The sequence below is a fragment of the Lysobacter zhanggongensis genome, from assembly GCF_046638635.1.
Taxonomy (GTDB): Bacteria; Pseudomonadota; Gammaproteobacteria; order Xanthomonadales; family Xanthomonadaceae; genus Novilysobacter; species Novilysobacter luteus.
On record NZ_JBJXHK010000006.1, the window covers coordinates 15,980 to 40,594 of the forward strand.

Below are 24,615 nucleotides of genomic sequence, written 5' to 3' on the forward strand. Positions count from 1 at the left end.
GCTAGGCGATGGCTGGCACCGTCGGTGCCAGCCACAGCGACAACCCCGCCAGCGCGGTTCCGATCGCGCCGGCGGCCAGCACGTCGCTCGGATAGTGCAGCCCGAGGACGACCCGCGACGCCGCGACGCTCACCGTGAAGGGCGCCAGCAACCAGGCCAGGACCGGGTAGTGGGCCGCCGCGACGAGGCTGAAGGCCACCGCATGCAGCGTGTGGCCGGACGGGAAACTGAACTCGTCCAGCGGCGCGACCCAGGCCCGGATCCGACGGTCGGAGGCGAATGGCCGCGGTCGCCGGGTCCAGCGCTTGAGCAACTTGTAGAGCGCCAGCGCGATCGCGCCGGTCAAGGCCAGGTGGGCCGACGCGGCCAACCCGCGCCAGCTATCGAAGACGACCATCGCGGCCATCAGCACGTACCAGAACGCCCCGTCGCCGAGCCGACTGACCAGCGCGAAGTACGCCCGCGACGGATGCCGCGCGCAGATGCGGTTGGCGCGCAGGCACCAGCTCGATTCACCCAGCGCCAGCCGCTGGTGCCATGGACTGCGGTTCATCGCCGCGCCTCCTCGGCGAGGGCCTGCAACATCGCGTCGAAATCGGCCGCCAACCGACCCGGGTGCAGCGCGGCGGTGGCCGGTCGGACGGCGCGGGCGACCGCGACGCGTGCCGCGTCATCGGTGGCCAGATGCAGGGTGGCGTCGATGAACGCCGCTTCGTCGCCCACCGGCACCACCGCGGTGGGGACGGCGTCGCGCAGGTGCTCGCGCGCGGCCCCGTAGTCGTAGGCGACGATGGGCAGGCCACTGGCCATGGCTTCCAGTGTCACGTTGCCGAAGGTCTCGCTCAGGCTGGGGAACAGGAACAGGTCGGCGCTGGCGAAATGCCGGGCCAGCGCGTCGTCGCGTTGCACGCCACGGAACACGAAGTCGGGATTCGCGTCCGCCAGTGCGGTACGTGCCGGGCCGTCACCCACCCAGACAAAGCGCGCATCGGGGCGTTCCGACTGGAGGCGGCGGAAGGCACGCACGGCGAGATCGAGGTTTTTCTCCGCGGCGATCCGCCCGACATGGATCACCACAAGTCCGGGCCCGGCAATGCCCCACTCGCGGCGCAGGCCGTCGTCGCGATGGGCCGGGTCGAAGCGCGCGATATCGATGCCTCGCGGCAACCGGCGCACCTGGGCGAAACCGCGCGCGCCGAGTTCGTCGGCCAGCTCCCGCGTCGGCACCAGCGTGGCCTGCGTGCGGTTGTGGAACCGCCGCATCCAGGCGAGGGCGGCCGGTTCAAGCCAGCGTGCGCCGTAGTCGCGCATGTAGTGGTCGAACCGGGTGTGGAATCCGCTGGCGACGGGGATGCCAAGCCGGCGCGCGGCCGTCACCGCCGACCAGCCGAGCGGGCCTTCGGTGGCGACATAGACCGCATCGGGACGACGAGAGCGCCAACGGGCAAGCAGCCGCCGTCGGGCGGGCAGTCCGAACTGCAGGCCGGGGTAGCGTGGCAGCCCGGCGCCCCGCACCAGCATCGCGTCCGTACCGCCCGGGCGCTCATCGCGATGGTGCGGGCGGACCAGGTCGACCTCGTGGCCGCGCCCGCGCAGGCCGGCCTCGAACGCCTGCACGGTCAAAGCCACACCGTTCACTTCGGGCGGATAGGTCTCGGTGACGATCGCGTAGCGCATGCGCGTTCTCCGGTTCCGCGGAGGATGCGCGGGCCGGATGAAACCACCATGGCAGCCGGATGACCGTCGGGTGACAGGTTGGGTGCGGTGGGGTCAGTCCGCCGCGACGCGCAGGCGCACGCCGAGTGCGGCCATGTCGGCCGGCTCGCCGTCGAGGTCGGCATTGAGCAGCGGCCGCGCCGCCAGCCAGCGCCGGTCCAACGTCAACGTCAACCGCTCGCCTTCGGCACGTGCTTCCAGCCGCGGGATCGGGTCGGCCTCGTGTGCGCGGTGCATCAGTACGGCCAGCCGCAGCAGCGCGGACAGGTGGCGGACGGACGGCAGCAGGCGGTCGGGCAGGGCGTCGAACGCGGACTTGGGGACCTTGCGGCGGTGGGTGCGCACCAGCGCGGCGAGGAACTGCTGCTGCTGGCGCGAGAAACCGGAAATGTCGGTGTGCTCGACCACGTAGGCGCCGTGCACCTGGTACTGGCTGTGGGCGATGGTGAGGCCAAGCTCGTGCAGGCGCGCGGCCCGCGACAGCATCAGGCGGTCATCGACGCTGAGTTGCCAACCCTCGGCAACGTCGTCGAACAACCGCAGTGCGGTGGCTTCCACGCGCGCGGCCTGGGCCTTGTCGATGCCGTAGCGCAGCATCAACGCGGCAACCGACGCGTCGCGCGGGTCATCCGCGCCGCCGCGGCCGAGCATGTCGTACAGCACGCCCTCGCGCATCGCCGCCTTGCTGACCATCATCCGCTGCAGGCCCAGCGCATCGAACGCCGCCTCGAGGATCAGCAGGCCGCCAGCGATCACCGGCCGGCGGTCGGCCGACAGGCCGGGGAGATCGATCGCATCGATGCGCCCGGCCGCCAGCAGGCGATCGCGCACCTGCGGCAATGCATCGGCGATCACCGCGCCCTTGGTGAGCTTCATCGCCGCGCAGACTTCGCCGATGGCCTTGTTGGTACCGGAAGAGCCGATCGCATCGTCCCAGCCCAGCGCCCGGTAGGCGGCAGCGAACTGCTGGAACTCGGCGGTCACCTCGGTCAGCGCCTCCTGCCAACGGCGCGGGGTGAGCTTGCCGTCGCCGAAGTATCGGCGCGTGGTGGCCACGCAGCCCAGCTGCAGGCTTTCGCGCTCGATGGCCTCGAATCCGCTGCCGATGATGCACTCGGTCGAGCCACCGCCGATGTCGATCACCAGGCGCAACTCGTCGGGCCGGGACGGCTGCGCGTGGGCCACGCCCAGGTAGACCAGGCGCGCCTCCTCACGGCCGGATACCACTTCGATGGCGTGTCCAAGCGCGCTTTCGGCGGGCATCAGGAACGACTGCGGCGCGGACAGCCGCCGCACCGTGTTGGTGGCGATGGCTCGGATCTGCTGTGGTGGGATGTCGCGGATGCGCTGGCCGAAGCGCGACAGGCATTCGAACGCGCGTGTGCGGACTTCGGCCGACAACCCGCCGCGCCCGTCCAGTCCTTCGGCCAGGCGCACCTGCTCACGCAGCCGGTCGACCACGCGCAACTGGCCGAGCAGGTACTGCGCCACCACCATGTGGAAGCTATTGGAACCCAGGTCCACCGCGGCCAGCAGGTCGCCGTCGCGCAGCGACAGCGCCGAGGTCGGGAAGTCGTCGCCGGGCAATGGCGTACCGGTCATGCGCACAGTTTCGCCAGCAGGCACGCCTGCGCCGAGTGGGGCTCGGCGCCCTCTGCGCGCGCTGCCGGCAGGTACTGCCCGTCGGGCTGCAACAGCCAGGCGTTGAGGTTGTCGCCCAGGTAATTGTCGAGCGCTTCCTCGCGGATGCGCGCGGCCACCGCCGGGTCGAGGATCGGGAAGCAGGTCTCGACCCGCCTCAACAGGTTGCGCTCGAGCCAGTCGGCACTGGCGCAGAACAGTTCAGGCTCGCCGTCGTTGCCGAACCAGTAGACCCGGCTGTGCTCGAGGAAGCGGCCCACGATCGAACGCACGCGGATGTTCTCGCTCACGCCCGGCACGCCGGCCCGCAGGGTGCAGGCCCCACGCACGATGAGGTCGATCTGCACCCCGGCCTGCGATGCGCGGTAGAGCGCGCGGATCACGCGCTCCTCGTTGAGGGCGTTCATCTTGGCGACGATGCGCGCCGGACGGCCGTCCAGCGCGTGCGCGATCTCGCGCTCGATCCGCCGCAGCACGCCGCCATGCAGGGTGAACGGCGACTGCAGCAGGCACTTGAGCTGCAACTGCGGTGCCAGCCCGGAGAGCTGCTGGAAGATCAGGTGGACGTCGTTGCCGATGTCGGGGTGTGCGGTGATCAGCCCGAGGTCGGTGTACTGGCGGGCCGTGCCGGCGTGGTAGTTGCCGGTGCCCAGGTGCACGTAGCGGCGCAGCACCCGGCCTTCACGGCGGACGATCAGCAACATCTTGGCGTGGGTCTTGTAGCCGACCACGCCGTACACCACCTGCACCCCGGCCTCCTGCAGGCGGTCGGCGAAGCCCAGGTTGGCCTCCTCGTCGAAGCGCGCGCGCAGCTCCACCACCACCGTCACGTCCTTGCCCTTGCGCGCGGCCTGGACCAGCGCGTCGACGATCTGCGAGTCCTTGCCGGAGCGGTACAGGGTCTGCTTGATCGCGAGCACGCTCGGGTCGTCGGCGGCCTGGCGCAGCAGTTCGAGCACGGGGGTGAACGCGTCGAACGGGTGGTGGAGCAGTACGTCGCCGCGCGACACGGTCTCGAACATCGTGTCGATGCCGGCCAGCGGGCGGGGCTGGAACGGCGGGAACTTCAGGTCGGCGCGCTGGACCAGGTCGTACACCTGCACCGCGCGGTTGAGGTTGACCGGGCCGTTGATCCGGTAGACCGCGTTCTCGGTGAGGTCGAAGTTCTCGAGCAGGGTGCGGACGATCGGCTCGGGACAGTGGTCGGCAATCTCCAGCCGTACGGCGCGCAGGTAACCGCGCCCCACCAGCTCGTCACGCAGGGCGAGGGCGATGTTGTCGACCTCCTCCTCGTCCACCAGCAGCTCGGAATTGCGGGTGACCCGGAACTGGTACGCGCCCTTGACCTGCATGCCCGGGAACAGTTCATCGACGAAGGCCGACAGCACCGCCGACAGGAACACGAAGTCGGTCGGCCCCCCGCTGACCTCCTCGGGGACCTGGATGATGCGCGGCAACGAGCGCGGCGCGCGCACGATGGCGAGGTTGCCGTCGCGACCGAAGGCATCACGACCGCTGACCACCACCACGATGTTGAGCGACTTGTTGAGGATCTTCGGGAACGGGTGCGCCGGGTCGAGGCCCAAGGGCGACAGCACCGGCATGATCTCGTCGCGGAAGTAGCCGCGCAGCCATTCGGCCTGGCGCGGGTTCCAGTTGTCGCGCGCCAGCACCCGCACGCCCGCCTGGTTGAGCGCGGGCCTCAGCACCTTGTTCCAGCACTCGTACTGGGCGTCGACCAGCTCGGCCGCGCGGTCGTGGATGCGCGCGAGCACCGCCGACGGTGCCAGACCGTCCGGCCCCGCCACCAGGCCCAGGTCCTGCGCGTGGCGCAGGGTGCCGGCGCGGATCTCGAAGAACTCGTCGAGGTTGGTGCAACTGATGCACAGGTAGCGCAGCCGCTCGAGCAGCGGGACCTGCGGATCCTGCGCCTGGGCGAGCACGCGGAAGTTGAAGTCCAGCTGCGACAGCTCGCGGTTGGAGTACAGCGACGGGTCGCGCAGCGGGTCGGCGGCCGGCGCGTCGGTATACAGGCCCGCATCGAGCGGTGCGTGCCCGGTGGGGTCGAGTTCCCTGGAGCGGTTCATCGTCCTGCTTCCCTCATGCGCGCGCTGCGGCGGGGTCCGCGCCGGGCGGGCTGGATGCCCCCGGTTCGTCCCGCCGACGCACGCGGTCGCGGCTGAAGTGACAGGCAAAGATACTGCCCCGGCCCACTTCGCTGGTGATTTCGAGCCGGGCCCGGTGCAACTGCAGCACGTGCTTGACGATCGCCAGCCCCAGGCCGGTCCCGCCCGACTCGCGCGAGCGGCTGGTGGAAACCCGGTAAAAGCGCTCGGTGATGCGCGGCAGGTGCGCGGCGGGGATGCCGTAGCCGGTATCGCTCACTTCCAGCACCACGCCCTGCGGGTTGGCGGGACCGTCGGCGCGGAACCGCACCGTGACCTCGCCACCGGCCGGTGTGTACCGGATCGCGTTTGCCACCAGGTTGGAGAACGCGCTGTGGAGCTCCTTGCCCGAGCCGACGAGGTCGACTCCTGCGCTGTCCTCGATCGTGATGCCGTGCTGGCCCTGGCTGAGCGCGAGCGCCTCGCGACGCAACGTGCTCAACATCGGCGCCATCGCCACGGGTTCCTCCGCCGGCAGCCCGTCCTGGGACTCCAGCCGTGACAGGGTCAACAGGTCCTCGACCAGCTGTGCCATGCGCTGCGACTGGCGTTGCATCTCGGCCAGCATCGGCGTGAGCTCGGGGTACTGGCCATCGTCGATGAGGTCGAGGTAGCCGTGCACCACGGTCAGCGGGGTGCGCAACTCGTGGGAGACATTGGCGACGAAGTCGCGCCGCATCTGCTCCAGCTGCAGCAGGCGGCTGACGTCGCGCGCGACCAGCAGCCAGAGGTTTTCCGAGTACGGGATCAACCGCATGCTCAGGGTGACCGCAGGGTCCAGCGGGGACGGTGTCTCCAGCGGCTCGGCATTGCGCCCGCCAGCGAGCCAGTGGGCGAGTGGCAGCGGCTGCAGGCGCTGTACCAGCGGAACGCCGAGGTCCCCCGGGTAGCGCAGTCCCAGCAGCGGCCCGGACGCCTGGTTGAACCACTGGACCCGCTGGCTGTTGCGGTCGACCACGACGACCGCATCGGGCAGGGCGGCCGCCACGGCGCGGTAGGCACGCAGCATTTCCACCAGCCGCCGCTTGCGTCCGCGCATCTCGGCCTGGCTGCGGTGGAGCAGGCGGTCCAGCTCGTTCCACACGCCCTCGCCCGAAGGTGGCGGCAACCGGCGCCGGGCGGTCAGGCGCTGCAGCACGCGCCGCAGGCGCCAGTAGTGCCAGCCCAGCACGCCGAACGCGGCCAGCGTGACCACCGGCCACGGGTGCCCGACCGCCAGGCCCAGCAGCGCGGCGGCCGCCATGCACAGGGCCAGCAGGCCGAGGGTGCGAAGCCAGGCGGAGCGGGCATGGGGTGGCATGGCGGCAGTATCGGGGTCAGGCCGAGGCCGAGGCCGAGAACCGGTAGCCGGCGCCGCGCACGGTCTGGATCATGCCGTCGAGCAGGTGCGGCTCCAGTGTCTTGCGCAGGCGCCGGATGTGCACGTCGACCGTGCGTTCCTCGACGTACACGCTGCCGCCCCACACATGGTCCAGCAGTTGCGCGCGTGAGTAGACGCGCTCGGGGTGGGTCATGAAGAAGTGCAGCAGGCGGTACTCCGTCGGTCCGATCTGCACCGGCTCGTCGCCGCTGGCGCCGCGGGCGAACACCCGGTGTGCGGCGCCGTCGATGCGCAGTGCGCCCGACGCGATACTGCCGTCCTCGTCGTCCTCGCGCGAGCGTCGCAGCACGGCGCGGATGCGCGCCAGCAGCTCGCGCGCGGAGAACGGCTTGACGACATAGTCGTCGACGCCCGCCTCGAGCCCGCCGACACGGTCGTTCTCCTCGCCGCGCGCGGTCAGCATGATGATCGGCACCTCGCGGGTAAGCGGTTCCTTGCGCCAGCGCCGGGCCAGTTCTAGGCCGCTGGTGCCGGGAAGCATCCAGTCCAGCAGGATCAGGTCCGGCACGCGGTCGGCGATCGCCGCCTGGGCCTCGCGGGAATCGCCGGCGTGGACCGGCTCGTATTCGCCCTTGCGCAGGGCGAACGCCACCATGTCGCGGATCGCGGGTTCGTCTTCGACAATCAGGATGCGTTTGTGCACGGGTCACCGGGAGTGGTACGGAGCCATCTCGGAGCGGCGCGCGGCCGGGGTCCGAGGCCGCCCCAGTACACTACCGTTTTATGACACGGCGGTGACAGGCGCCGCGGAACCGTCACATGCGCGCAGCCCGACTCAGCGGCGGTCCAGCACCTTGTCGTGGATGCCCTGGCGGTGCAGCTCGAGCACCATCGGGGTGATCTGGGCGATCCGCGCCTCGATCCGCTGGCGGGCGTAATAGTCCACCTCCGGGCGTTTCTTCAGGGTGTTGAGCTGGACCAGTGCCTGCTCGGCACGACCACTGAGCAGCGTCGCCTCGGCATAAGCCTCGCCGGCGCGGATCGGTTCGCCGGCGATCTCGCTGGCACGGGCAAATGTCCGCTGGAACTCGGGGTCTTCGGCCGAGCGCGCCATCAGCGGGCGCAACACCGCCTGGGCGCGTTTGCCGGCGTCGACCGTATTGCGCTCCGACAGCACCCGCGCGTACGTCAGCACGATGGCGCGGTTGCCCGGCGCACGCTGCAACAGTTCGGCAAAGCGGGCGTCGGCCGCTTTGCGGTCGCCACTGCGTGACTCGGCCTCTGCCAGGCCAAGCGCGACCCACAGATCGCCCGGCCGGCGCGCGAGCAACCGTGTCAGCCCGGCGACCGCTGCCCCGGGCTCGTTGGCGCGCAGCTGCGCGATGGCCAGGCCGTACTGCTGCGCTTCGGTCAGCGGACCGGTGGCGGCCATCTGCTGGTATTCGCGCACCGCGGCCGGTGGGGTGTCCGCGCTCAAGACGCGCAGGCGCTCGCGGGCCAGCTCGAACTGGCCGGTGCCGCCCGACTGCAGCGCATCGCCACCGATCACCAGGCCGCCGGGCAGCAGCGGGTTGTCGCTGGTACGCGGGCCGACGCTGAATCCGCCCGGCGACCTTGCCAGCTGCTCGGCGCGGGACTTGGCTTCGCTGATGCGCGTGGTGGTGACCGGGTGGGTCATCAGGTAGTCGGGGGTGTCGTAGGCGCCGGCGGCGTTGGCGCGCGAACGCGTCAGCATGGTGCCGAAGAAGTCCGCCATCGCATCGGTGTCGTAATGGCTGCGCGCGAGCGTCTGGATGCCAAGCCGGTCGGCTTCGTGCTCGTTGGAGCGGGTGTAGTTGATCTGCCGCTGCTGGGCCAGGCCCATCGCCGACACGATCGCGGCCTGCGCGGCGTCGTCGCTGGAGTTGCCGCCGGCGGACTGCGCCAGCACCACGGCGCCCAGCATCGCCAACAGGATCGGGACCTGGTCGCGCTGGGCGCGCTCGACGCCGCGCAGCACGTGTTCCTGGGTGACGTGGGCGATCTCGTGCGACATCACCGCCGCGACCTCGTCCTCGCGTTCGGCCGCCAGCACCAGGCCCGCGTTGACGCCGATGTAGCCGCCGAGGGTGGCGAAGGCGTTGATCTGCCGGTCGCCCATCATGAAAAAGGTGAAGGGCTGTCGCGGCAGGTCGCTGTTGGCGGCCAGGCGGGCACCGAGGCTGTCGAGCCAGCCGTCCACCAGCGGGTCTTCGAGCAGGTAGTCGTAGTGGCGCAGCTGCGCCAGCATCATCGCGCCGTACTGCTCCTGCTGGTGGGGCGTGAGCAGTTGCCCCGCCGACGAGCCGATGTCGGGCAGCGAGGACTCCTGGGCCGGTGCGCCCAGGCTGGCCAGGGCGAAAGTGACGGCGGCGGTGAGCGGGAGGATGCGACGCAACGGAATCTCCAGGGCGGGCGCCGGGTTCCCGCAGGATGCAGGGCGGCCGGGCCGCAGGCGTGAACATGCAGTTAATCGCGAGGGCGGCCGGCGACCGTGGAAAAACCGGACGGTCGACCCCACTTCAGTGCGAGCATTCGACCACAGCCCTTCCCACGAGTTCACAGGAGAGTCCCTTGAGCACGCCTTCGCCCTCCCCCCAGGTCACCATGTACACCACTGCGGTCTGCCCCTACTGCGTGGCGGCCAAGAACTTCCTCAAGAGCAAGGGGCGGGAGTGGACCGAGGTGCGGGTCGACCTGGACCCGGCCGAGCGCGAGAAGATGATGGCGCTGACCCGCCGGACCAGCGTGCCGCAGATCTTCGTCGGCGACACCCACGTCGGTGGTTACGACGACATGATCGCGCTGCACCGCGAAGGCAAGCTGGAGCCGCTGTTCGAGGGCGAAGCGTGAGCACCGGCCCGGCGGACCCGGCCGAGGCCGATCGCGTCGCCGAGTTCACCGCGTTCCGCAAGCGCATGAACGAGCGCATCCTGGCCGAGCCCAACCAGGTGGTGCGGCGGTTCTTCGCGCTCGATACCCAGACCTACCAGCCCGGCGCGCTCGACCTGAAGACCAAGGAGCTGCTCGGCCTGGTGGCCTCGCTGGTGTTGCGCTGCGACGACTGCATCAGCTACCACGTTGCCCAGTGCCGCGAGGCGGGGGTCAAGCGGGACGAGATGTTCGAAGCGTTCTCGGTCGGGCTGGTGGTGGGCGGATCGATCGTGATCCCGCACATGCGCCGCGCAGTCGACTTCCTCGATCGCCTCGAGCAGGGCGAAGCAGGTGCGCCTGGGGCCCATGAACACGGCTGAGCAGGCGGCAGACTGCGGGAGCGTCCCGCTTTTGGCATAATTCCGCGGTTCACACACGGCGCCGTACGGCCCGTCGCGGCGCCCCCCAGACGGAAAATCCCCCAAATGACACAGACCATCACGGTCATCCGCGGCGACGGTATCGGCCCGGAAATCATGGACGCCACCCTGCACGTGCTCGACGCGATGCAGCTCGGCCTGCAGTACGAGTTCGCCGACGCCGGCCTGGTCGCGCTGGAGAAGACCGGTGAGCTGTTGCCGGCGGCGACCATGGACTCGATCCGAAAGAACCGCGTGGCGCTCAAGAGCCCGCTGACCACGCCGGTTGGCGGCGGCTTCTCGTCGATCAACGTCGAGCTGCGCAAGCGCTTCGACCTGTACGCCAACGTGCGCCCGGCGACGTCGTTCCCGAACACCAAGTCGCGCTTCCCGTCCGGGGTCGACCTGATCACCGTGCGGGAGAACACCGAGGGTGCCTACAGCGCCGAAGGGCAGGCAGTGTCCGAGGACGGCGAAACCGCCACCTCGATCACCCGCACCACCCGCCGCGGCTCGGAGCGGATCGTCCGCTACGCGTTCGAACTGGCCAGGAAGACCGGCCGCAAGAAGGTCACCGTCGTCCACAAGGCCAACATCCTCAAGTCGACTTCGGGGCTGTTCCTGAAAACCGCCCGTGAAGTGGCGGCCGAGTACCCCGAGATCAACTGCGAGGAAATGATCGTCGACAACTGCTGCATGCAGCTGGTCATGCGGCCCGAGCAGTTCGACGTGATCGTCACCACCAACCTGTTCGGCGACATCATTTCCGACCTGTGCGCCGGCCTGATCGGTGGCCTCGGCCTCACCCCGGGCGCCAACATCGGCACCGACGCGGCGATCTTCGAGGCCGTCCACGGCACCGCGCCGGACATCGCCGGGCAGGGCAAGGCCAATCCGTGCGCGCTGCTGCTGGGCGCCGCGCAGATGCTCGACCACCTCGGCATGGCCGACAAGGCCACCCGCCTGCGCCAGGCCATCGTGGCCACGCTCGAGGCCAAGGACAGCCTGACCGGCGACCTCGGCGGTTCCAGCGACACGATGTCGTTCGCCCGCGCGATCGCCAGCCGGGTCTGACCTCCGCCAGGTCGGTACCAGACGGGGCGCCTTCGGGCGCCCCGTCTGCTTTGGGGGCAGCGCGCCGGGGCGGGGCGCGCCATTGCCGCGAATGTCGCGACAGCGTTCCATCCATCGCGCTCGACAGCCGTCGGGGCAGCCGCCACACTCGCGCTCGTTTCCCTGTATCCGGATAGAGCGATGGATAACGCCGCTTCGCCGCCGCCGGCGCCACCGAGCGCGCTCGCGTTGACCCCCTTGCTGGTGTTCCTGGCGCTGTTCTTCGGCGCCGGGCTGTATTTCACTGCGCAGGGCGAGGCGATGGGGTTCTACCAGTTGCGCGCGCCGGTGGCGATCCTGCCCGCGCTCGCGCTCGGGGCATGGCTGGTCCGGCGCCGCGGGATCCGGCCGGTCGACACCTTGCTGGAAGGAATGGGCCATCCCAACGTGATGTTGATGGTGCTGGTGTTCCTGCTGGCCGGCGCCTTCGCAAACGTGTCACGGGCCATCGGCGCGGTCGATGCAGTGGTGGCGCTCGGGCTCGGCGCGATGCCGCCGGCGCTGATTCTGCCGGGGCTGTTCCTGGTGGCCGGCTTCGTGTCGCTGTCGATCGGCACATCAATGGGCACCATCGCGGCGGTCGTCCCGATCGCCACCGGCCTGGCCGACGCGGCCGGCCTGGACCGCGCACTGGTGCTGGGGGCGGTGGTCGGCGGCGCGATGTTCGGCGACAACCTGTCGATCATCTCGGACACGACCATCGCCGCCACCCGTAGCCAGGGGGCGCGGATGCCGGACAAGTTCCGCGAGAATTTCAGGATCGCGCTGCCCGCGGCGATCGCCACCGTCGCGCTGCTGGCCTGGTTCGGGGATGCGGCGCCGGTGGAGGCGCCAGGCGCCGCGTCGCCGTGGCTGGTGCTGCCCTACCTGGCGGTGCTGGTGCTCGCCCTGCTCGGGTTGGACGTGGTCCTCGTGCTGGCGATCGGGCTGGTACTGACCGGTGTGTTCGGCTACCTGCTGGCCGGGGGCTACGACCTGGTCAGCTACGCCAACGACATCTACGACGGCTTCGAGAGCATGGTCGAGATCACGCTGCTGTCCCTGTTGATCGGCGGCCTGGCGGCGCTGATCAAGGCGGGAGGCGGGCTGGAGTGGCTGGCCGGCGTGATCGCGCGTTTCGCCCGCGGCCACACCGGTCGCCGGTCCGGCGAGCTGAGCATCGCCGCGCTTGCCGCCGGCAGCGATGCGCTGACGGCCCACAACACGGTGGCCATCCTCGTCAGCGGCAGCCTCGCGCGCGACATCGCCAGCCGGCACGGCATCGCGCCGCGCCGCGCCGCGAGCGTGCTCGACATCTACTCGTGCGTCGTCCAGGGCGTGTTGCCCTACGGCGCCCAGATCCTGCTGGCCGGTTCGCTGGCCGGGCTGTCGCCCCTGATGATCGCCGGCAAGGTCTGGTACTGCTGGCTGCTGGCGCTCGTGGCGATTGGTTTCATGCTGTGGCCGGGCAGGCCCCGCCACGTGTCCCGTTGACGGCAGGTCGGAACATGAAAAGGGCGCCCGGGAGGCGCCCTTTTCATTACATCCGGGTGGTGCGTGCGGTCAGTCGCGCAGCTTGGCCAGCAGCCGCAGGAACTCGATGTACAGCCACACCAGCGTGACCATCAGCCCGAACGCGCCGTACCACTCCATGTACTTCGGCGCGCCCTGTTCGGCGCCGGTCTCGATGAAGTCGAAGTCCAGCACCAGGTTGAGCGCGGCGATCACCACCACGAACAGGCTGAATCCGATACCGACTATCCCCGACTCGTGGATCATGGGGATCTGGATGCCGAAAAGGCCCAGCACGATGCTGGCCATGTAGACCAGGAAGATGCCGCCGGTGGCGGCGGCGACGCCCAGCTTGAAGTTCTCGGTCGCCTTGATCAGGCCCGTGCGGTAAACGAACAGCAGCGCGAACAGCGTGCCGAAGGTCAGCAGCACCGCCTGCATGACGATGCCTTCGTACATGTGGTTGAACATCGCCGAGATGGCACCGAGGAAGAAGCCCTCGACCAGCGCGTACAGCGGGGCGGTAACCGGCGACCATTCCTTCTTGAAGACCGTCACCAGCGCGAGCACCAGGCCGCCGATCATGCCGCCCCACAGGTAGGGGCCGGCGCCGACGATGCCGGCGGGGGTCGACACCTGGTACCAGGTGAAGGTGGCGGTCAGCACCGCCATCAGCAGCAGCATCCCGGTCTTGTTGACCGTGCCGGCGAGCGTCATCACGTTGTCGCCGCCGCGCACGATCGCGCCGCTGCCGAGGTCGAGGAAGGTGGAGTCCTTGAGAGCCGGGTTACCGCTGCGGATCATGTGTAGTCCCCTGTGTGTCTGGTTCGAGCCCGGTGCGGGCACTGCCCCGAGGATACAACGCCGGTTGCCTGCTGGATCATTGACAGTCCAGCCCCCGCCGCCCAAAATGACCGGCCTTTCGCGGCGCTGGCGCGCAACGGAAGCCCGGATCGGGGCATAGCGCAGTCTGGTAGCGCATCTGGTTTGGGACCAGAGGGTCGGGGGTTCGAATCCCTCTGCCCCGACCACTCGGGGCGCCGGCTAAGATGTGTGCAGGCGCCTGTAGCTCAACCGGATAGAGCACCGGCCTTCTAAGCCGGTGGTTGCAGGTTCGAGTCCTGCCGGGCGCGCCAGACTGCGATGCAAGTGTTGGGTTCTGTGGTGGATGTAGCTCAGTTGGTTAGAGCACCGGATTGTGATTCCGGGGGTCGCGGGTTCGAATCCCGTCTTCCACCCCACTCGCGGTTCATGCGGGTGTTGGCTTCAGGCAGGTCCTTCCTGCTACAATTTCAGCGCTAACGGGCCGTTAGCTCAGTTGGTAGAGCAGTTGACTCTTAATCAATAGGTCCAAGGTTCGAATCCTTGACGGCCCACCAAGACGGAAGCACCTGGTTCGCGCCAGGTGCTTTTTTCTTGCCCGCGGTGCGGCGGCCGTGGCGTGCCCTTGGCGGACGCCCGTAGAATCGCCGCCACCGGCCCTGCCGGCGGGCGGCATCGCGAAAGTGGCGGAATTGGTAGACGCCCTGGATTTAGGTTCCAGTGCCGCAAGGCGTGGGGGTTCGAGTCCCCCCTTTCGCACCATCCCGGGCAACGGCCTGCGCGACCGGTGGCCCGCGTGAGTGGTCGCGCGTGCTTGTCTTCCGTCGCAACGACCTTCTCCCAAGCCGGAGCAGGCGATCGGCAACTGGAAGCGGCGCCCGGAATCAGCCAAACTACGTCGTTCCGCCCATGGCCGGCCCAGTGTCCGCCCGGGCGACCGGTTCAACAAACAGCTTGCCGCGACGACCGGTCGCGGTCGCAGGAGTGGATATGCCAGCCGTAGAAAAGTCCGCGTCGGTCGAGTCGCTCGGTAACCTCGAGCGCCGCATGACCTTCAGCCTCCCGGCAGACCGCCTGGAGAGCACCGTCGGTGGTCGCCTGCGCGAAATCGCACGCGGCGCCAAGATCAAGGGCTTCCGCCCCGGCAAGGTGCCCGCCAAGGTCATCGAGCAGCGTTTCGGCCAGCAGGTTCGCGCCGAGGTGCTGGACGGCCTGCTGCGCGAAAGCTTCGGCAACGCGGTGCGCGAGCAGTCGCTGCAGATCGCCGGCAACCCGCGGATCGAGCCCGCCGAAGGCGAAGAGCTGGCCTACGTCGCCACCTTCGAGGTCGTGCCGGACTTCGGCGACATCGACGTCGCGAAGCTCAACGTCGTGCGCCACACCTCCGAGGTGAAGGACGCCGACATCGACGCGATGATCGAGAACCTCCGCCTGCAGCGCCGCACCTGGAACCCGGTCGAGCGCGCCGCACAGGAAGGCGACGCGGTTGAGCTGGAGACCTTCTCCACCGTCGACGGCGAGCGCCTCCCGGCGGAAGGCGCCGAGCGCGGCGCCACCGTGGTCGGTTCGGCCGCGATGTTCCCGGCGATCGAAGCCGCCCTGGTCGGCATGAAGGCGGGCGAGGAGAAGACGGTCGAGGTCGAGTTCCCCGCGAGCTGGCGCGTGCCGCAGTTCGCCGGCCGCAAGGTGGACGTGACCGTCAAGGCGACCAAGGTCTCCGAGCCGGTCCTGCCGGAAGTGGACGAGGGTTTCATCAAGAGCTTCGGCATCAAGAGCGGCGATGCGGAACAGTTCCGCAAGGACATCCGCAGCAACCTCGAGCGCGAGCTCAAGGGCGCGCTGATGACCCGCCTGCGCCGCGAGGTCGGCGAGCAGCTGATCGCCGAGTACGCCTCGGTCGAGATGCCGCCGCGCCTGGTCGAGAACGAGGCCCGCGACATGGCCCGCCAGGCCGCCGAGCAGGCGCGTCGCCAAGGCCGCAAGGTGGAACTGCCCGACAACGCCCACGAGTCGTTCATGGAGGCCGCGCGCAAGCGCGTGCTGGTCGGCCTGCTCGTGGGTGAGGTCGCGCGCCGCAACGAACTCAAGCTTGATCCCAAGCGCGTGTCCGAGACCCTCAACCTGATCGCCTCGACCTACGAGGAGCCGCAGCAGGTCATCGAGCTCTACCGCCAGGACCAGCAGCTGATGCAGGGTCTTCAGGGCCGGGTGATGGAAGAGCAGGTGATCGACTGGATCGCCGAGCGCGCCCAGCACACCGAGCAGCCGATGTCCTTCTCCGAGGCCATCCGCCAGTAGTTGGATGAACCGCCGCGCCCCGCGGGGCGCGGTTGACCCCGGCGGGGCTTGCATCGCCGCGCGGCCAGCCCCAGATTGACTAGCCGCACACACGTAACCGAAGGTCCCGCATCCGGATGGACAACCGAACCCAAGCCCTGAACCTGGTGCCGATGGTGGTCGAGCAGACCAGCCGCGGCGAGCGCGCGTATGACATCTACTCGCGCCTGCTGAAGGAGCGGGTGATCTTCCTGGTGGGCGGGGTCGACGACCACGTGGCCAACGTGATCGTCGCGCAGATGCTCTTCCTCGAGGCCGAAAACCCCGAGAAGGACATCAGCCTCTACATCAACTCCCCCGGCGGCGTGGTCACGGCCGGCATGGCGATCTACGACACCATGCAGTACATCAAGCCGGACGTGAGCACGATCTGCGTCGGCCAGGCCGCCTCGATGGGCGCGCTGCTGCTGGCGGCAGGTGCCAAGGGCAAGCGTTACGCGCTGCCGAACTCGCGCGTGATGATCCACCAGCCGCTCGGCGGCTTCCAGGGCCAGGCCAGCGACATCGAGATCCACGCCCGCGAGATCCTCGCGCTCAAGCAGAAGCTGAACGAGGTACTCTCCCACCACACCGGGCAGCCGCTGGAGACGATCGCGCGCGACACCGAGCGCGACAACTTCAAGAGCGCCGAGGCCGCCCGCGAGTACGGCCTAGTCGACCAGGTGCTCGAACGCCGCCCCGACGAGTCCATCCAAGCCGGTTGACGGCTATTTGCTCGACCCGAACACAATCGCACAAGTTATTGATTCCGTGACGCTTTCAGCGGTTCCGGCAGGCCCCCGGGGCTTGCCGGGATGCTGTGCTATTCTCGGGCCGCATCATCCGGTACCCGTGCGCGCAGGCCTTGCGCGACCGGCTCCGCACATGGAACTTCAGGCAAGCGCATGACCGACGATCGACAGGGCCGCAGTACCGGCGACAGCAACAAGATTCTGTACTGCTCGTTCTGCGGCAAGAGCCAGCACGAGGTGCGCAAGCTGATTGCGGGCCCCAGCGTGTTCATCTGTGACGAATGCGTCGAGCTGTGCAACGACATCATCCGCGAGGAACTCGAGGAGAAGGCGCAGTCGGCGCGCAGCCACCTGCCCAAGCCCAAGGAGATCCTCGAGGTCCTCGACCAGTACGTGATTGGCCAAGCGCGCGCCAAGCGCACGCTCGCGGTCGCCGTGTACAACCATTACAAGCGCATCGAGAGCCGCCAGAAGAACGACGACGTCGAGCTGGCCAAGTCCAACATCCTGCTGGTCGGGCCGACCGGTTCGGGCAAGACGCTGCTGGCCGAAACGCTGGCGCGCATGCTCAACGTGCCGTTCACGATGGCCGACGCGACGACGTTGACCGAAGCCGGCTATGTCGGCGAGGACGTCGAGAACATCATCCAGAAGCTGCTGCAGAAGTGCGACTACGACGTCGACAAGGCGCAGCAGGGCATCGTCTACATCGACGAGATCGACAAGATCTCGCGCAAGTCCGACAACCCGTCGATCACCCGCGACGTGTCTGGCGAGGGCGTCCAGCAGGCGCTTCTGAAGCTGATCGAGGGCACCGTCGCCAGCGTGCCGCCGCAGGGCGGCCGCAAGCATCCGCAGCAGGAGTTCCTGCAGGTCGACACGCGCAACATCCTGTTCATCGTGGGTGGCGCCTTCGCCGGTCTGGACAAAATCATCCAGCAGCGCAGCACCGAGGCCGGTGGCATCGGCTTTGGCGCCAAGGTCAAGAGCAGCGAGCGCAAGACCGAGGTCGGCAAGATCCTGGCCGAGGTCGAGCCCGAGGACCTGATCAAGTTCGGCCTGATTCCCGAGTTCGTCGGCCGCCTGCCGGTCGTCGCGACACTCGAGGAACTCGACGAGGAGGCCCTGATCACCATCCTGACCGAGCCGCGCAACGCGATCACCAAGCAGTTCCGCAAGCTGTTCGAGATGGAAGGCGTCGAGCTGGAGTTCCGTCCCGACGCCCTTGCGGCGATCGCCCGCAAGGCCCTCAAGCGCAAGACCGGCGCGCGTGGCCTGCGCACCATCGTGGAGTCGGTGCTGCTCGACACGATGTACGAGCTGCCGTCGCAGGAGAACGTGAGCAAGGTGGTGGTCGACGAGTCGGTGATCGACCACAAGACCGATCCCTACCTGATCTACCAGACGCCGCCGGCGGCTCCGCAGAAGGCCGCTTCGGGCGACTGAACCGGGCCGCACCCGCCGTTGACCGGATCAGCCGTTTGCGCCTCGCAAGCGGCTGATTTCATTTGGGTTTCCCGAACCGCCCGGATCGGCTCCCTGACGCCGCTTGCATCCCTCCGCGCGGGCCCCCATAACCGTTGCCAAGGCCCCGGCGATGCCGGCGCTTTCCCGTTTACTGCGCCGGACGCCCGTCCGGCGGCCTGACCGCCCGGAGCCCTCCATGACCGAATCCACCCGGACCGAATCCTCCCGCACGACCGGGCACGAACCTCTCGAGCTGCCGGTGTTGCCGCTGCGCGACGTCGTGGTGTTCCCGCACATGGTGATCCCGTTGTTCGTCGGGCGCGACAAGTCGATCCGCGCCCTCGACCTGGCGATGGAAGCCGACAAGCAGATCCTGCTGGTGGCGCAGAAGTCGGCCGAGACCGACGACCCGGTCGCCGGCGATCTCTACGAGGTGGGCACGCTGGCCCATGTCCTGCAACTGCTCAAGCTGCCCGACGGCACCATCAAGGTGCTGGTGGAAGGCGTGGCGCGCGCGCGCGTCGAAGACGTGGTTGAACACGAAGGCACGCTGTCCGGCAGCGCCCGCGTGATCGAGCCCGTGGCCGACCGCGAGGAGCGTGAACTCGACGCCATCGCACGCTCGCTGATGGGCCTGTTCGAGCAGTACGTCAAGACCAATCGCAAGCTCCCGCCGGAGCTGATGCAGACCCTTTCGGGCATCGACGAGCCGGGGCGCCTGGCAGACACCATCGCTGCCCACCTCGGGGTGCGTATCGGCGACAAGCAGAAGTTGCTTGAGACCCATGACGTCGGCGCCCGACTGGAGCAGCTGGTCGGCCTGGTCGACGGCGAGATCGACGTGCAGCAGCTGGAGAAGCGCATCCGCGGCCGGGTCAAGTCGCAGATGGAGAAGAGCCAGCGCGAGTACTACCTCAACGAGCAGATGAAGGCGATCCAGAAGGAGCTGGGCGAGATCGACGACGCGCCGAATGACATCGAGGAGCTGACCCGCAAGATCGCCGCGGCCGGCATGCCCAAGCCGGTCGAGGCCAAGGCGCGCAACGAGCTCAACAAGCTCAAGCAGATGTCGCCGATGTCGGCCGAGGCCGCGGTGGTGCGCAACTACCTGGACTGGCTGCTCGGCGTGCCGTGGAAGAAGCGCAGCAAGGTCCGCAAGGACCTGCGTGCCGCGCAGGAAGTGCTTGACGCCGACCACTTCGGCCTTGAGAAGGTGAAGGAGCGCATCCTCGAATACCTGGCCGTGCAGACCCGGGTCAAGACGATGAAGGCCCCGATCCTGTGCCTGGTCGGCCCTCCGGGCGTGGGCAAGACTTCGCTGGGCCAATCGATCGCCAAGGCGACCAACCGCAAGTTCATCCGGATGTCGCTCGGCGGCGTGCGTGACGAGGCCGAGATCCGTGGCCACCGCCGCACCTACGTCGGCTCGATGCCTGGGCGAATCGTGCAGAACCTCAACAAGGTCGGCACGAAGAACCCCCTGTTCGTGCTCGACGAGATCGACAAGATGTCGATGGACTTCCGCGGCGACCCGTCGTCCGCGCTGCTCGAGGTCCTGGATCCCGAGCAGAACCACAGCTTCAACGACCACTACCTGGAGGTCGACCTCGACCTGAGCGAGGTGATGTTCGTGGCCACCTCCAACTCGCTCAACATCCCTGGTCCGCTGCTGGACCGCATGGAGGTGATCCGCATCCCGGGTTACACCGAGGAGGAGAAGCTCAACATCGCCATGCGTTACCTGCTGCCAAAGCAGATCAAGGCCAACGGGCTCAAGTCGGACGAGGTCAAGATCAGCGAGGCGGCGGTACGCGACATCGTGCGCTACTACACGCGCGAGTCCGGCGTGCGCAATCTCGAGCGCGAGATCTCCAAGATCGCGCGCAAGGTGGTCAAGGAGATCGCACTGGCCGGGCCGCAGAAGAAGGCGAAGACGGTCAACGTCACCCCCAAGAACCTCGACAAGTACCTGGGCGTGCGCCGGTTCGACTTCGGCCGTGCCGAGGAGCAGAACGAGATCGGCCTGGTGACCGGACTGGCGTGGACGGAGGTCGGCGGCGACCTGCTGCAGATCGAATCGACGATGGTGCCGGGCAAGGGCCAGCTGTTGCTGACCGGCCAGCTGGGCGACGTCATGAAGGAGTCGGCGTCGGCGGCGCTGTCGGTGGTTCGGGCGCGGACCGAGCGCCTGGGCATCGACCTTGAGTTCCTGCAGAAGCAGGACATCCACGTCCACGTGCCCGAGGGCGCCACGCCGAAGGACGGCCCGAGCGCCGGCATCGCGATGGCGACTGCGCTGGTGTCGATGCTCACCGGCAATCCGGTGCGCGCGGAGGTGGCGATGACCGGCGAAATCACCCTGCGCGGTCGCGTGCTTCCGATCGGCGGTCTGAAGGAGAAGTTGCTGGCGGCGCTGCGTGGCGGCATCACCACGGTCATCATTCCCGAGGAGAACGAGAAGGACCTGGTCGACCTGCCGAAGAGCGTGACCCAGGGGTTGAAGATCGTCCCGGCCAAGTGGATCGACGAAGTCCTCGACGTGGCGCTGGAACGCCCTGTGACGCCCTCGCAGCCTTCGGGCGAGGGTGCGGTACCGGTCAGGGGCAAGGGCGAGCGGGTCGAGCAGGCCGGCGTCAAGCATTGATTGGCGGCAATTGCCAAAAATGCGTCCGATCCGCTGAAACCCGCGTCATTGCTAGCTTTCCGGCTTGCACCCCCTAAATGCCACTGGTATAACGCAGGCAACCGCATTGCAGCCGGGGGGGTTGGCTGGCGATGCGGCAAAGTCGGTCGGAGGTCCGCCGTGCGCGGGGGGCACTTCGATTCTCAGCACACCGCGGTCCGTATCCGCACAGGGAGTCCACACGAATGAACAAGGGTGATTTTGTTGCCGCCGTCGCCGACGCTGCAGAGCTGTCGAAGACCGATGCCGCCAATGCCGTCGACGCGATGGTCAGTGTCATCACCAAGGCGCTGAAGAAGGGCGACACGGTGACGCTGGTCGGCTTCGGCACCTTCCAGGTCCGCAAGCGTGCCGCCCGTCAGGGTCGCAACCCGAAGACCGGTGAGACGATCAAGATCAAGGCTTCCAAGAATCCTGCGTTCAAGGCTGGCAAAGCCCTTAAGGACGCTGTAAACTAAGCAGCTCACCCGCCGCCGCAATGCATCGCGGCGGTCCTGTGATCCAGGGTGCTTAGCTCAGTGGTAGAGCGTCTCCTTTACACGGAGAGGGTCGGGGGTTCGAAACCCTCAGCACCCACCAGCACCGGGTAATGCTTCAAAGTGCGGAGTGGTAGTTCAGTTGGTTAGAATGCTGGCCTGTCACGCCGGAGGTCGCGGGTTCGAGTCCCGTCCACTCCGCCAGTTACACCAGAAGCGCCGGATGATTCCGGCGCTTCTGCTTTTTATGAGAGCCGCGCTTTTGTGCGGCCGGTTGCAGCCGGTTCGGCAACCAGTGTTTTGCGACGTGGAGCGGTAGTTCAGTTGGTTAGAATGCTGGCCTGTCACGCCGGAGGTCGCGGGTTCGAGTCCCGTCCGCTCCGCCATTGTCGAGTTGTAGAAGGCGCCGGAAACGGCGCCTTTTTTTTGGCCCGCCAGCCGACAGGGCAACCGCGCTAGACTGTGCGGCTTCCGACTTGCCCACTACGTCCCCATGCTGCAGAAACTCCGCGACAAGACCTCCGGCTGGATCGCCACGGTGATCCTCGGGCTGCTGATCATCCCGTTCGCCTTCTTCGGGCTCGAGCAGTACATGGTCCAGCGCAGCAATACCACGGTCGCCACCATCCAGGCGCCGCCGACGTGGTGGGCCGACGCGCCGTCCTTCTGGCCGGTGTCGGTGTTCTGGCGCCACGAGGAGATCAGCGTCGACGAATTCCGCCAGCGCTTCGAGCAGGTGCGGCAGCAACAGCGGGCCGAGCTCGGCGACGCCTTTGACGCGCGTGACTTCGAGAGTGCCGAAACAAAGCGCATGGTGCTGGAGACGTTGATCGACCAGCGCGTCCAGGCGATGGCGGCCGAACAGGCGGGCGTGGTGGTCAGCGATGCGATGGTGCGCGACGCGATCCAGGCGATCCCGGCGTTCCAGGTCGATGGCCGCTTCGACCCGTCCCGTTACCAGCTCGCGCTCGCCTCGCAGGTGCCGGCGCAGACGCCGGCGCAGTTCGACCAGCTTGTGCGCGAAGGCCTGCAGCAGAGCCTGGTCACGACCGCCATCGCCAACAGCAATTTCGTGACCGACGCTGAACTGGATCGCCTGATCCGCCTGATGGGCGAGCGGCGTGACGTGAGCCTTCTGGTCGCCCCGCCGGCCGCGGCCGACACCACCGACGTGTCCGATGCGGACGTGCAGGCGTGGTACGACGCCCACCTGGCCGACTACCGGGCACCGGAGCGGGTGGCAATCGAATACATCGAGCTCGACATGGCGGCGCTGCCGGCGCCGGCTGCGGCCGATGAAGCGGCACTGCGGGCGCGCTACCAGCAGGAGCAGGACAAGTTCGCTTCGCAGGAGCAGCGCCACGCCTCGCACATTCTGATCGAGGTGGCGGCCGACGCCGATGCCGACGCCCAACAGGCCGCGGCGGCGGAAGCGGCCGAGGTCGCCGGCCTCGCGGCGGCCGAAGGCGCGGATTTCACTGCGCTGGCGGCCCGTTACAGCGACGACGCGGGCTCCAGTGCCGCTGGTGGCGACCTGGGTTGGATGAGCCGCGACATGATGCCGGGCCCCTTTGCCGAAGCGCTGTTCGCGCTGGAGCCGGGATCGGTGAGCAACCCCGTCAAGACCGATTTCGGCTGGCACGTAATCAAGCTGCACGAGGTCAAGGCCGGTGCGCGTGAGTCCTTCGAAGAAGTGCGCGAGACGCTGGCGGCCGAGCAGGCCGAGGCCGACCGCGAACAGGCCTTCAACGACATCTCGTCGCAGGTCGTCGATGCCGTGCTTGCCAACCCCGGTGCGCTGGCACCGGCCGCAGAGATCGCGGGCGTGCAGGTGCAGAAGCTTGGTCCGTTCGCTCGCACGGCGACCGAGGGCGTGGCGGCACACGCGGCAGTCCGCAACGCGGCATTCTCCGAAGTACTGGTGGAGGACGGCACGGTCAGCGACCCGATCGAAGTCGGCCCCGGCCGCAATGTCTGGATCCGCGTAACCGACCACCTGCCCGAAAGCGCCCGGCCGCTGGCGGAAGTGCGTGAGCAGGTGATCGCGGCCATCCGTGCCGACCGCTCGCGGCAGGCCGCCGAGCAGCGCGCCCGTGGCCTGCTGGCCAAGCTGGATGCGGGTACCACGCTGGCAGCGCTGGCCGAGGCCGAGTCGCTGCCGGCGCCGCAGTCGGTCCCGGGCGTGCCGCGTGGCGCCCCACTGGTCGACGCGTCGGTGTCGCAGGCGATCTTCGCCACGCGGGTGGACGGGACGGAAAAGCCGGCGCACGGGATGCAGGTGCTCGATGACGGCACCATCGTGCTTTTCGCGGTGGAGAAGGTCACCCCCGGCGACATCGCCGAAGTGCCGGCGGCGCAGCGGGAGATGCTGGCCCAGCAGGTCGCGCAGTTTGCCGGGGCGAACGACGTCCAGGCGCTGGTGTCGGCGTTGCGTGCCGGGATGGAGATCGAGGTGGTCGAAGAAAACCTCTGATCCGCGACTCAGAACAAAAAAAGCCCGGCTTCGCGCCGGGCTTTTTCGTGGAGCAGCGGGCCGCTCAGTCCTCGTCGCCGATGCCGGTCATGCCGAGGATGTTGTACCCCGAATCGACGTAGGTGACTTCGCCGGTGATGCCCGCGGCCAGGTCCGAACACAGGAACGCGGCGGTGTTGCCGACGTCCTCGATGGTGACGCTGCGGCGCAGCGGCGCGTACTGTTCGAAATGGCCGAGCATCTTGCGGAAGTTCGCGATACCGGCGGCCGACAGGGTCTTGATTGGGCCGGCGGAAATCGCGTTGACGCGGGTGCCCTCCGGGCCGAGGTTCAGCGCGAGGTAGCGCACCGTCGCCTCGAGGCTGGCCTTGGCCACGCCCATCACGTTGTAGTTCTGCAGCGCGCGCTCGGCGCCCAGGTAGCTCAGGGTCAGGATCGCGCCGTTGCGGTGGGCCATCAGCGGGCGTGCGGCCTTCGCCATCGCGGCGAGCGAGAACGCCGAGATCTCGTGGGCGGTGTTCCAGTTCTCCCGGGTCAGGCCGTCGAGAAACTCGCCCTCGATCGCCTCGCGCGGCGCGTAGGCGATCGCGTGGACCAGGATGTCGAACCCGTCCCAGCGTTGGCCGAGCTGCTCGAAGCAGGCGGTGATCTGGTCGTCGCTGGACACGTCGAGGGGCAGCACGATATCGCTGCCAAGCGCGGTGGCGGCCTTCTCGACACGCGGGCGCAGCTTGTCATTGAGGTAGGTGAATGCCAGCTCGGCACCCTGGCGGTGCATGGCCTCGGCGATGCCGCTGGCGATCGAGCGGTCGCTGGCGATGCCGGTGATGAGTGCGCGCTTGCCTTGCAGGAAACCCATGATTGCTCC

At 68.3% G+C, this 24,615-nt stretch carries 19 protein-coding genes and 8 tRNA genes; 18 read left to right on the top strand and 9 right to left on the bottom strand.

Annotated features, from left to right (window positions below; all coding sequences use genetic code 11):
• Position 1 precedes the first annotated feature (1 nt).
• The 7 genes from ACKVMH_RS02110 to ACKVMH_RS02140 form a co-directional block, all read right to left on the bottom strand.
• Positions 2-553: a phosphatase PAP2 family protein gene (locus ACKVMH_RS02110; RefSeq protein WP_412699062.1), complete on the bottom strand. Its 552-nt coding sequence runs from the start codon at positions 551-553 to the stop codon at positions 2-4.
• Positions 550-1,677 carry a glycosyltransferase family 4 protein gene (locus ACKVMH_RS02115; protein ID WP_412699063.1) on the bottom strand — a complete coding sequence of 376 codons (1,128 nt, stop codon included), beginning with the start codon at positions 1,675-1,677 and terminating at the stop codon, positions 550-552. The genes ACKVMH_RS02110 and ACKVMH_RS02115 overlap by 4 nt, the downstream gene beginning before the upstream one ends.
• A 93-nt stretch (positions 1,678-1,770) precedes the next feature.
• Positions 1,771-3,318, bottom strand: a complete 1,548-nt coding sequence (locus tag ACKVMH_RS02120; protein ID WP_412699064.1) for a Ppx/GppA phosphatase family protein — start codon at positions 3,316-3,318, stop codon at positions 1,771-1,773.
• Positions 3,315-5,444, bottom strand: coding sequence for a polyphosphate kinase 1 (ppk1, locus tag ACKVMH_RS02125; protein ID WP_412699065.1), 2,130 nt, complete (start codon positions 5,442-5,444; stop codon positions 3,315-3,317). The genes ACKVMH_RS02120 and ppk1 overlap by 4 nt, the downstream gene beginning before the upstream one ends.
• A gap of 13 nt (positions 5,445-5,457) precedes the next feature.
• On the bottom strand, positions 5,458-6,822 hold the full coding sequence (gene phoR, locus ACKVMH_RS02130; protein ID WP_412699066.1) for a phosphate regulon sensor histidine kinase PhoR: 1,365 nt from the start codon (positions 6,820-6,822) through the stop codon (positions 5,458-5,460).
• A 16-nt stretch (positions 6,823-6,838) separates the two neighbouring features.
• Complete coding sequence (gene phoB / locus ACKVMH_RS02135) at positions 6,839-7,546, bottom strand: phosphate regulon transcriptional regulator PhoB (protein WP_412699067.1); 708 nt, start codon at positions 7,544-7,546, stop codon at positions 6,839-6,841.
• 132 nt (positions 7,547-7,678) lie between these two features.
• Positions 7,679-9,265, bottom strand: a complete 1,587-nt coding sequence (locus tag ACKVMH_RS02140) for a M48 family metalloprotease (RefSeq protein ID WP_412699092.1) — start codon at positions 9,263-9,265, stop codon at positions 7,679-7,681.
• A gap of 203 nt (positions 9,266-9,468) precedes the next feature.
• Between ACKVMH_RS02140 and grxC the strand changes: the two genes are divergently transcribed.
• The 4 genes from grxC to ACKVMH_RS02160 all read left to right on the top strand — a co-directional run bounded on the left by grxC (position 9,469) and on the right by ACKVMH_RS02160 (position 12,740).
• Positions 9,469-9,714, top strand: coding sequence for a glutaredoxin 3 (gene grxC, locus ACKVMH_RS02145; RefSeq protein WP_215220355.1), 246 nt, complete (start codon positions 9,469-9,471; stop codon positions 9,712-9,714).
• Between the two features lie 65 nt (positions 9,715-9,779).
• The gene (locus tag ACKVMH_RS02150) at positions 9,780-10,115 is read left to right on the top strand and encodes a carboxymuconolactone decarboxylase family protein (protein ID WP_215220354.1); all 336 of its coding nucleotides are present in this window, start codon (positions 9,780-9,782) and stop codon (positions 10,113-10,115) included.
• Between the two features lie 105 nt (positions 10,116-10,220).
• Entirely contained in the window at positions 10,221-11,228 is a 1,008-nt protein-coding gene (locus ACKVMH_RS02155; protein ID WP_412699068.1) for an isocitrate dehydrogenase, read from the top strand.
• 180 nt (positions 11,229-11,408) lie between these two features.
• Positions 11,409-12,740 carry a Na+/H+ antiporter NhaC family protein gene (locus ACKVMH_RS02160; protein ID WP_412699069.1) on the top strand — a complete coding sequence of 444 codons (1,332 nt, stop codon included), beginning with the start codon at positions 11,409-11,411 and terminating at the stop codon, positions 12,738-12,740.
• A 69-nt stretch (positions 12,741-12,809) separates the two neighbouring features.
• Here ACKVMH_RS02160 and ACKVMH_RS02165 read toward each other — a convergent pair whose 3' ends face one another.
• Positions 12,810-13,562 carry a Bax inhibitor-1/YccA family protein gene (locus ACKVMH_RS02165; RefSeq protein ID WP_412699070.1) on the bottom strand — a complete coding sequence of 251 codons (753 nt, stop codon included), beginning with the start codon at positions 13,560-13,562 and terminating at the stop codon, positions 12,810-12,812.
• A 150-nt stretch (positions 13,563-13,712) separates the two neighbouring features.
• Here ACKVMH_RS02165 and ACKVMH_RS02170 point away from each other — a divergent pair.
• The 14 genes from ACKVMH_RS02170 (at position 13,713) to ACKVMH_RS02235 (ending at position 23,747) form a co-directional block, all read left to right on the top strand.
• Positions 13,713-13,789, top strand: a tRNA-Pro gene (locus tag ACKVMH_RS02170).
• A gap of 28 nt (positions 13,790-13,817) precedes the next feature.
• A tRNA-Arg gene (locus ACKVMH_RS02175) sits at positions 13,818-13,894 on the top strand.
• A 28-nt stretch (positions 13,895-13,922) separates the two neighbouring features.
• Positions 13,923-13,999, top strand: a tRNA-His gene (locus tag ACKVMH_RS02180).
• Positions 14,000-14,061: 62 nt separating this feature from the next.
• Positions 14,062-14,137: transfer RNA gene (locus tag ACKVMH_RS02185), tRNA-Lys, on the top strand.
• A 120-nt stretch (positions 14,138-14,257) separates the two neighbouring features.
• Positions 14,258-14,342: transfer RNA gene (locus ACKVMH_RS02190), tRNA-Leu, on the top strand.
• A gap of 228 nt (positions 14,343-14,570) precedes the next feature.
• Positions 14,571-15,878 carry a trigger factor gene (tig, locus tag ACKVMH_RS02195; protein WP_412699071.1) on the top strand — a complete coding sequence of 436 codons (1,308 nt, stop codon included), beginning with the start codon at positions 14,571-14,573 and terminating at the stop codon, positions 15,876-15,878.
• Between the two features lie 116 nt (positions 15,879-15,994).
• A complete protein-coding gene (gene clpP / locus ACKVMH_RS02200; protein WP_412699072.1) occupies positions 15,995-16,621 on the top strand; it encodes an ATP-dependent Clp endopeptidase proteolytic subunit ClpP in 627 nt (208 codons plus the stop codon).
• A 180-nt stretch (positions 16,622-16,801) separates the two neighbouring features.
• Positions 16,802-18,094, top strand: a complete 1,293-nt coding sequence (clpX, locus tag ACKVMH_RS02205; protein WP_215218385.1) for an ATP-dependent Clp protease ATP-binding subunit ClpX — start codon at positions 16,802-16,804, stop codon at positions 18,092-18,094.
• Positions 18,095-18,311: 217 nt separating this feature from the next.
• Positions 18,312-20,759 carry an endopeptidase La gene (lon, locus tag ACKVMH_RS02210; RefSeq protein ID WP_412699073.1) on the top strand — a complete coding sequence of 816 codons (2,448 nt, stop codon included), beginning with the start codon at positions 18,312-18,314 and terminating at the stop codon, positions 20,757-20,759.
• A 224-nt stretch (positions 20,760-20,983) separates the two neighbouring features.
• The gene (locus tag ACKVMH_RS02215; RefSeq protein WP_215218383.1) at positions 20,984-21,256 is read left to right on the top strand and encodes an HU family DNA-binding protein; all 273 of its coding nucleotides are present in this window, start codon (positions 20,984-20,986) and stop codon (positions 21,254-21,256) included.
• Between the two features lie 46 nt (positions 21,257-21,302).
• Positions 21,303-21,377: transfer RNA gene (locus tag ACKVMH_RS02220), tRNA-Val, on the top strand.
• 24 nt (positions 21,378-21,401) lie between these two features.
• Positions 21,402-21,478: transfer RNA gene (locus ACKVMH_RS02225), tRNA-Asp, on the top strand.
• A gap of 105 nt (positions 21,479-21,583) precedes the next feature.
• A tRNA-Asp gene (locus tag ACKVMH_RS02230) sits at positions 21,584-21,660 on the top strand.
• A 107-nt stretch (positions 21,661-21,767) separates the two neighbouring features.
• Positions 21,768-23,747, top strand: coding sequence for a peptidyl-prolyl cis-trans isomerase (locus ACKVMH_RS02235; protein ID WP_412699074.1), 1,980 nt, complete (start codon positions 21,768-21,770; stop codon positions 23,745-23,747).
• Between the two features lie 64 nt (positions 23,748-23,811).
• Here ACKVMH_RS02235 and ACKVMH_RS02240 read toward each other — a convergent pair whose 3' ends face one another.
• Positions 23,812-24,606, bottom strand: coding sequence for an enoyl-ACP reductase FabI (locus ACKVMH_RS02240; protein WP_215218381.1), 795 nt, complete (start codon positions 24,604-24,606; stop codon positions 23,812-23,814).
• Positions 24,607-24,615 lie beyond the last annotated feature (9 nt).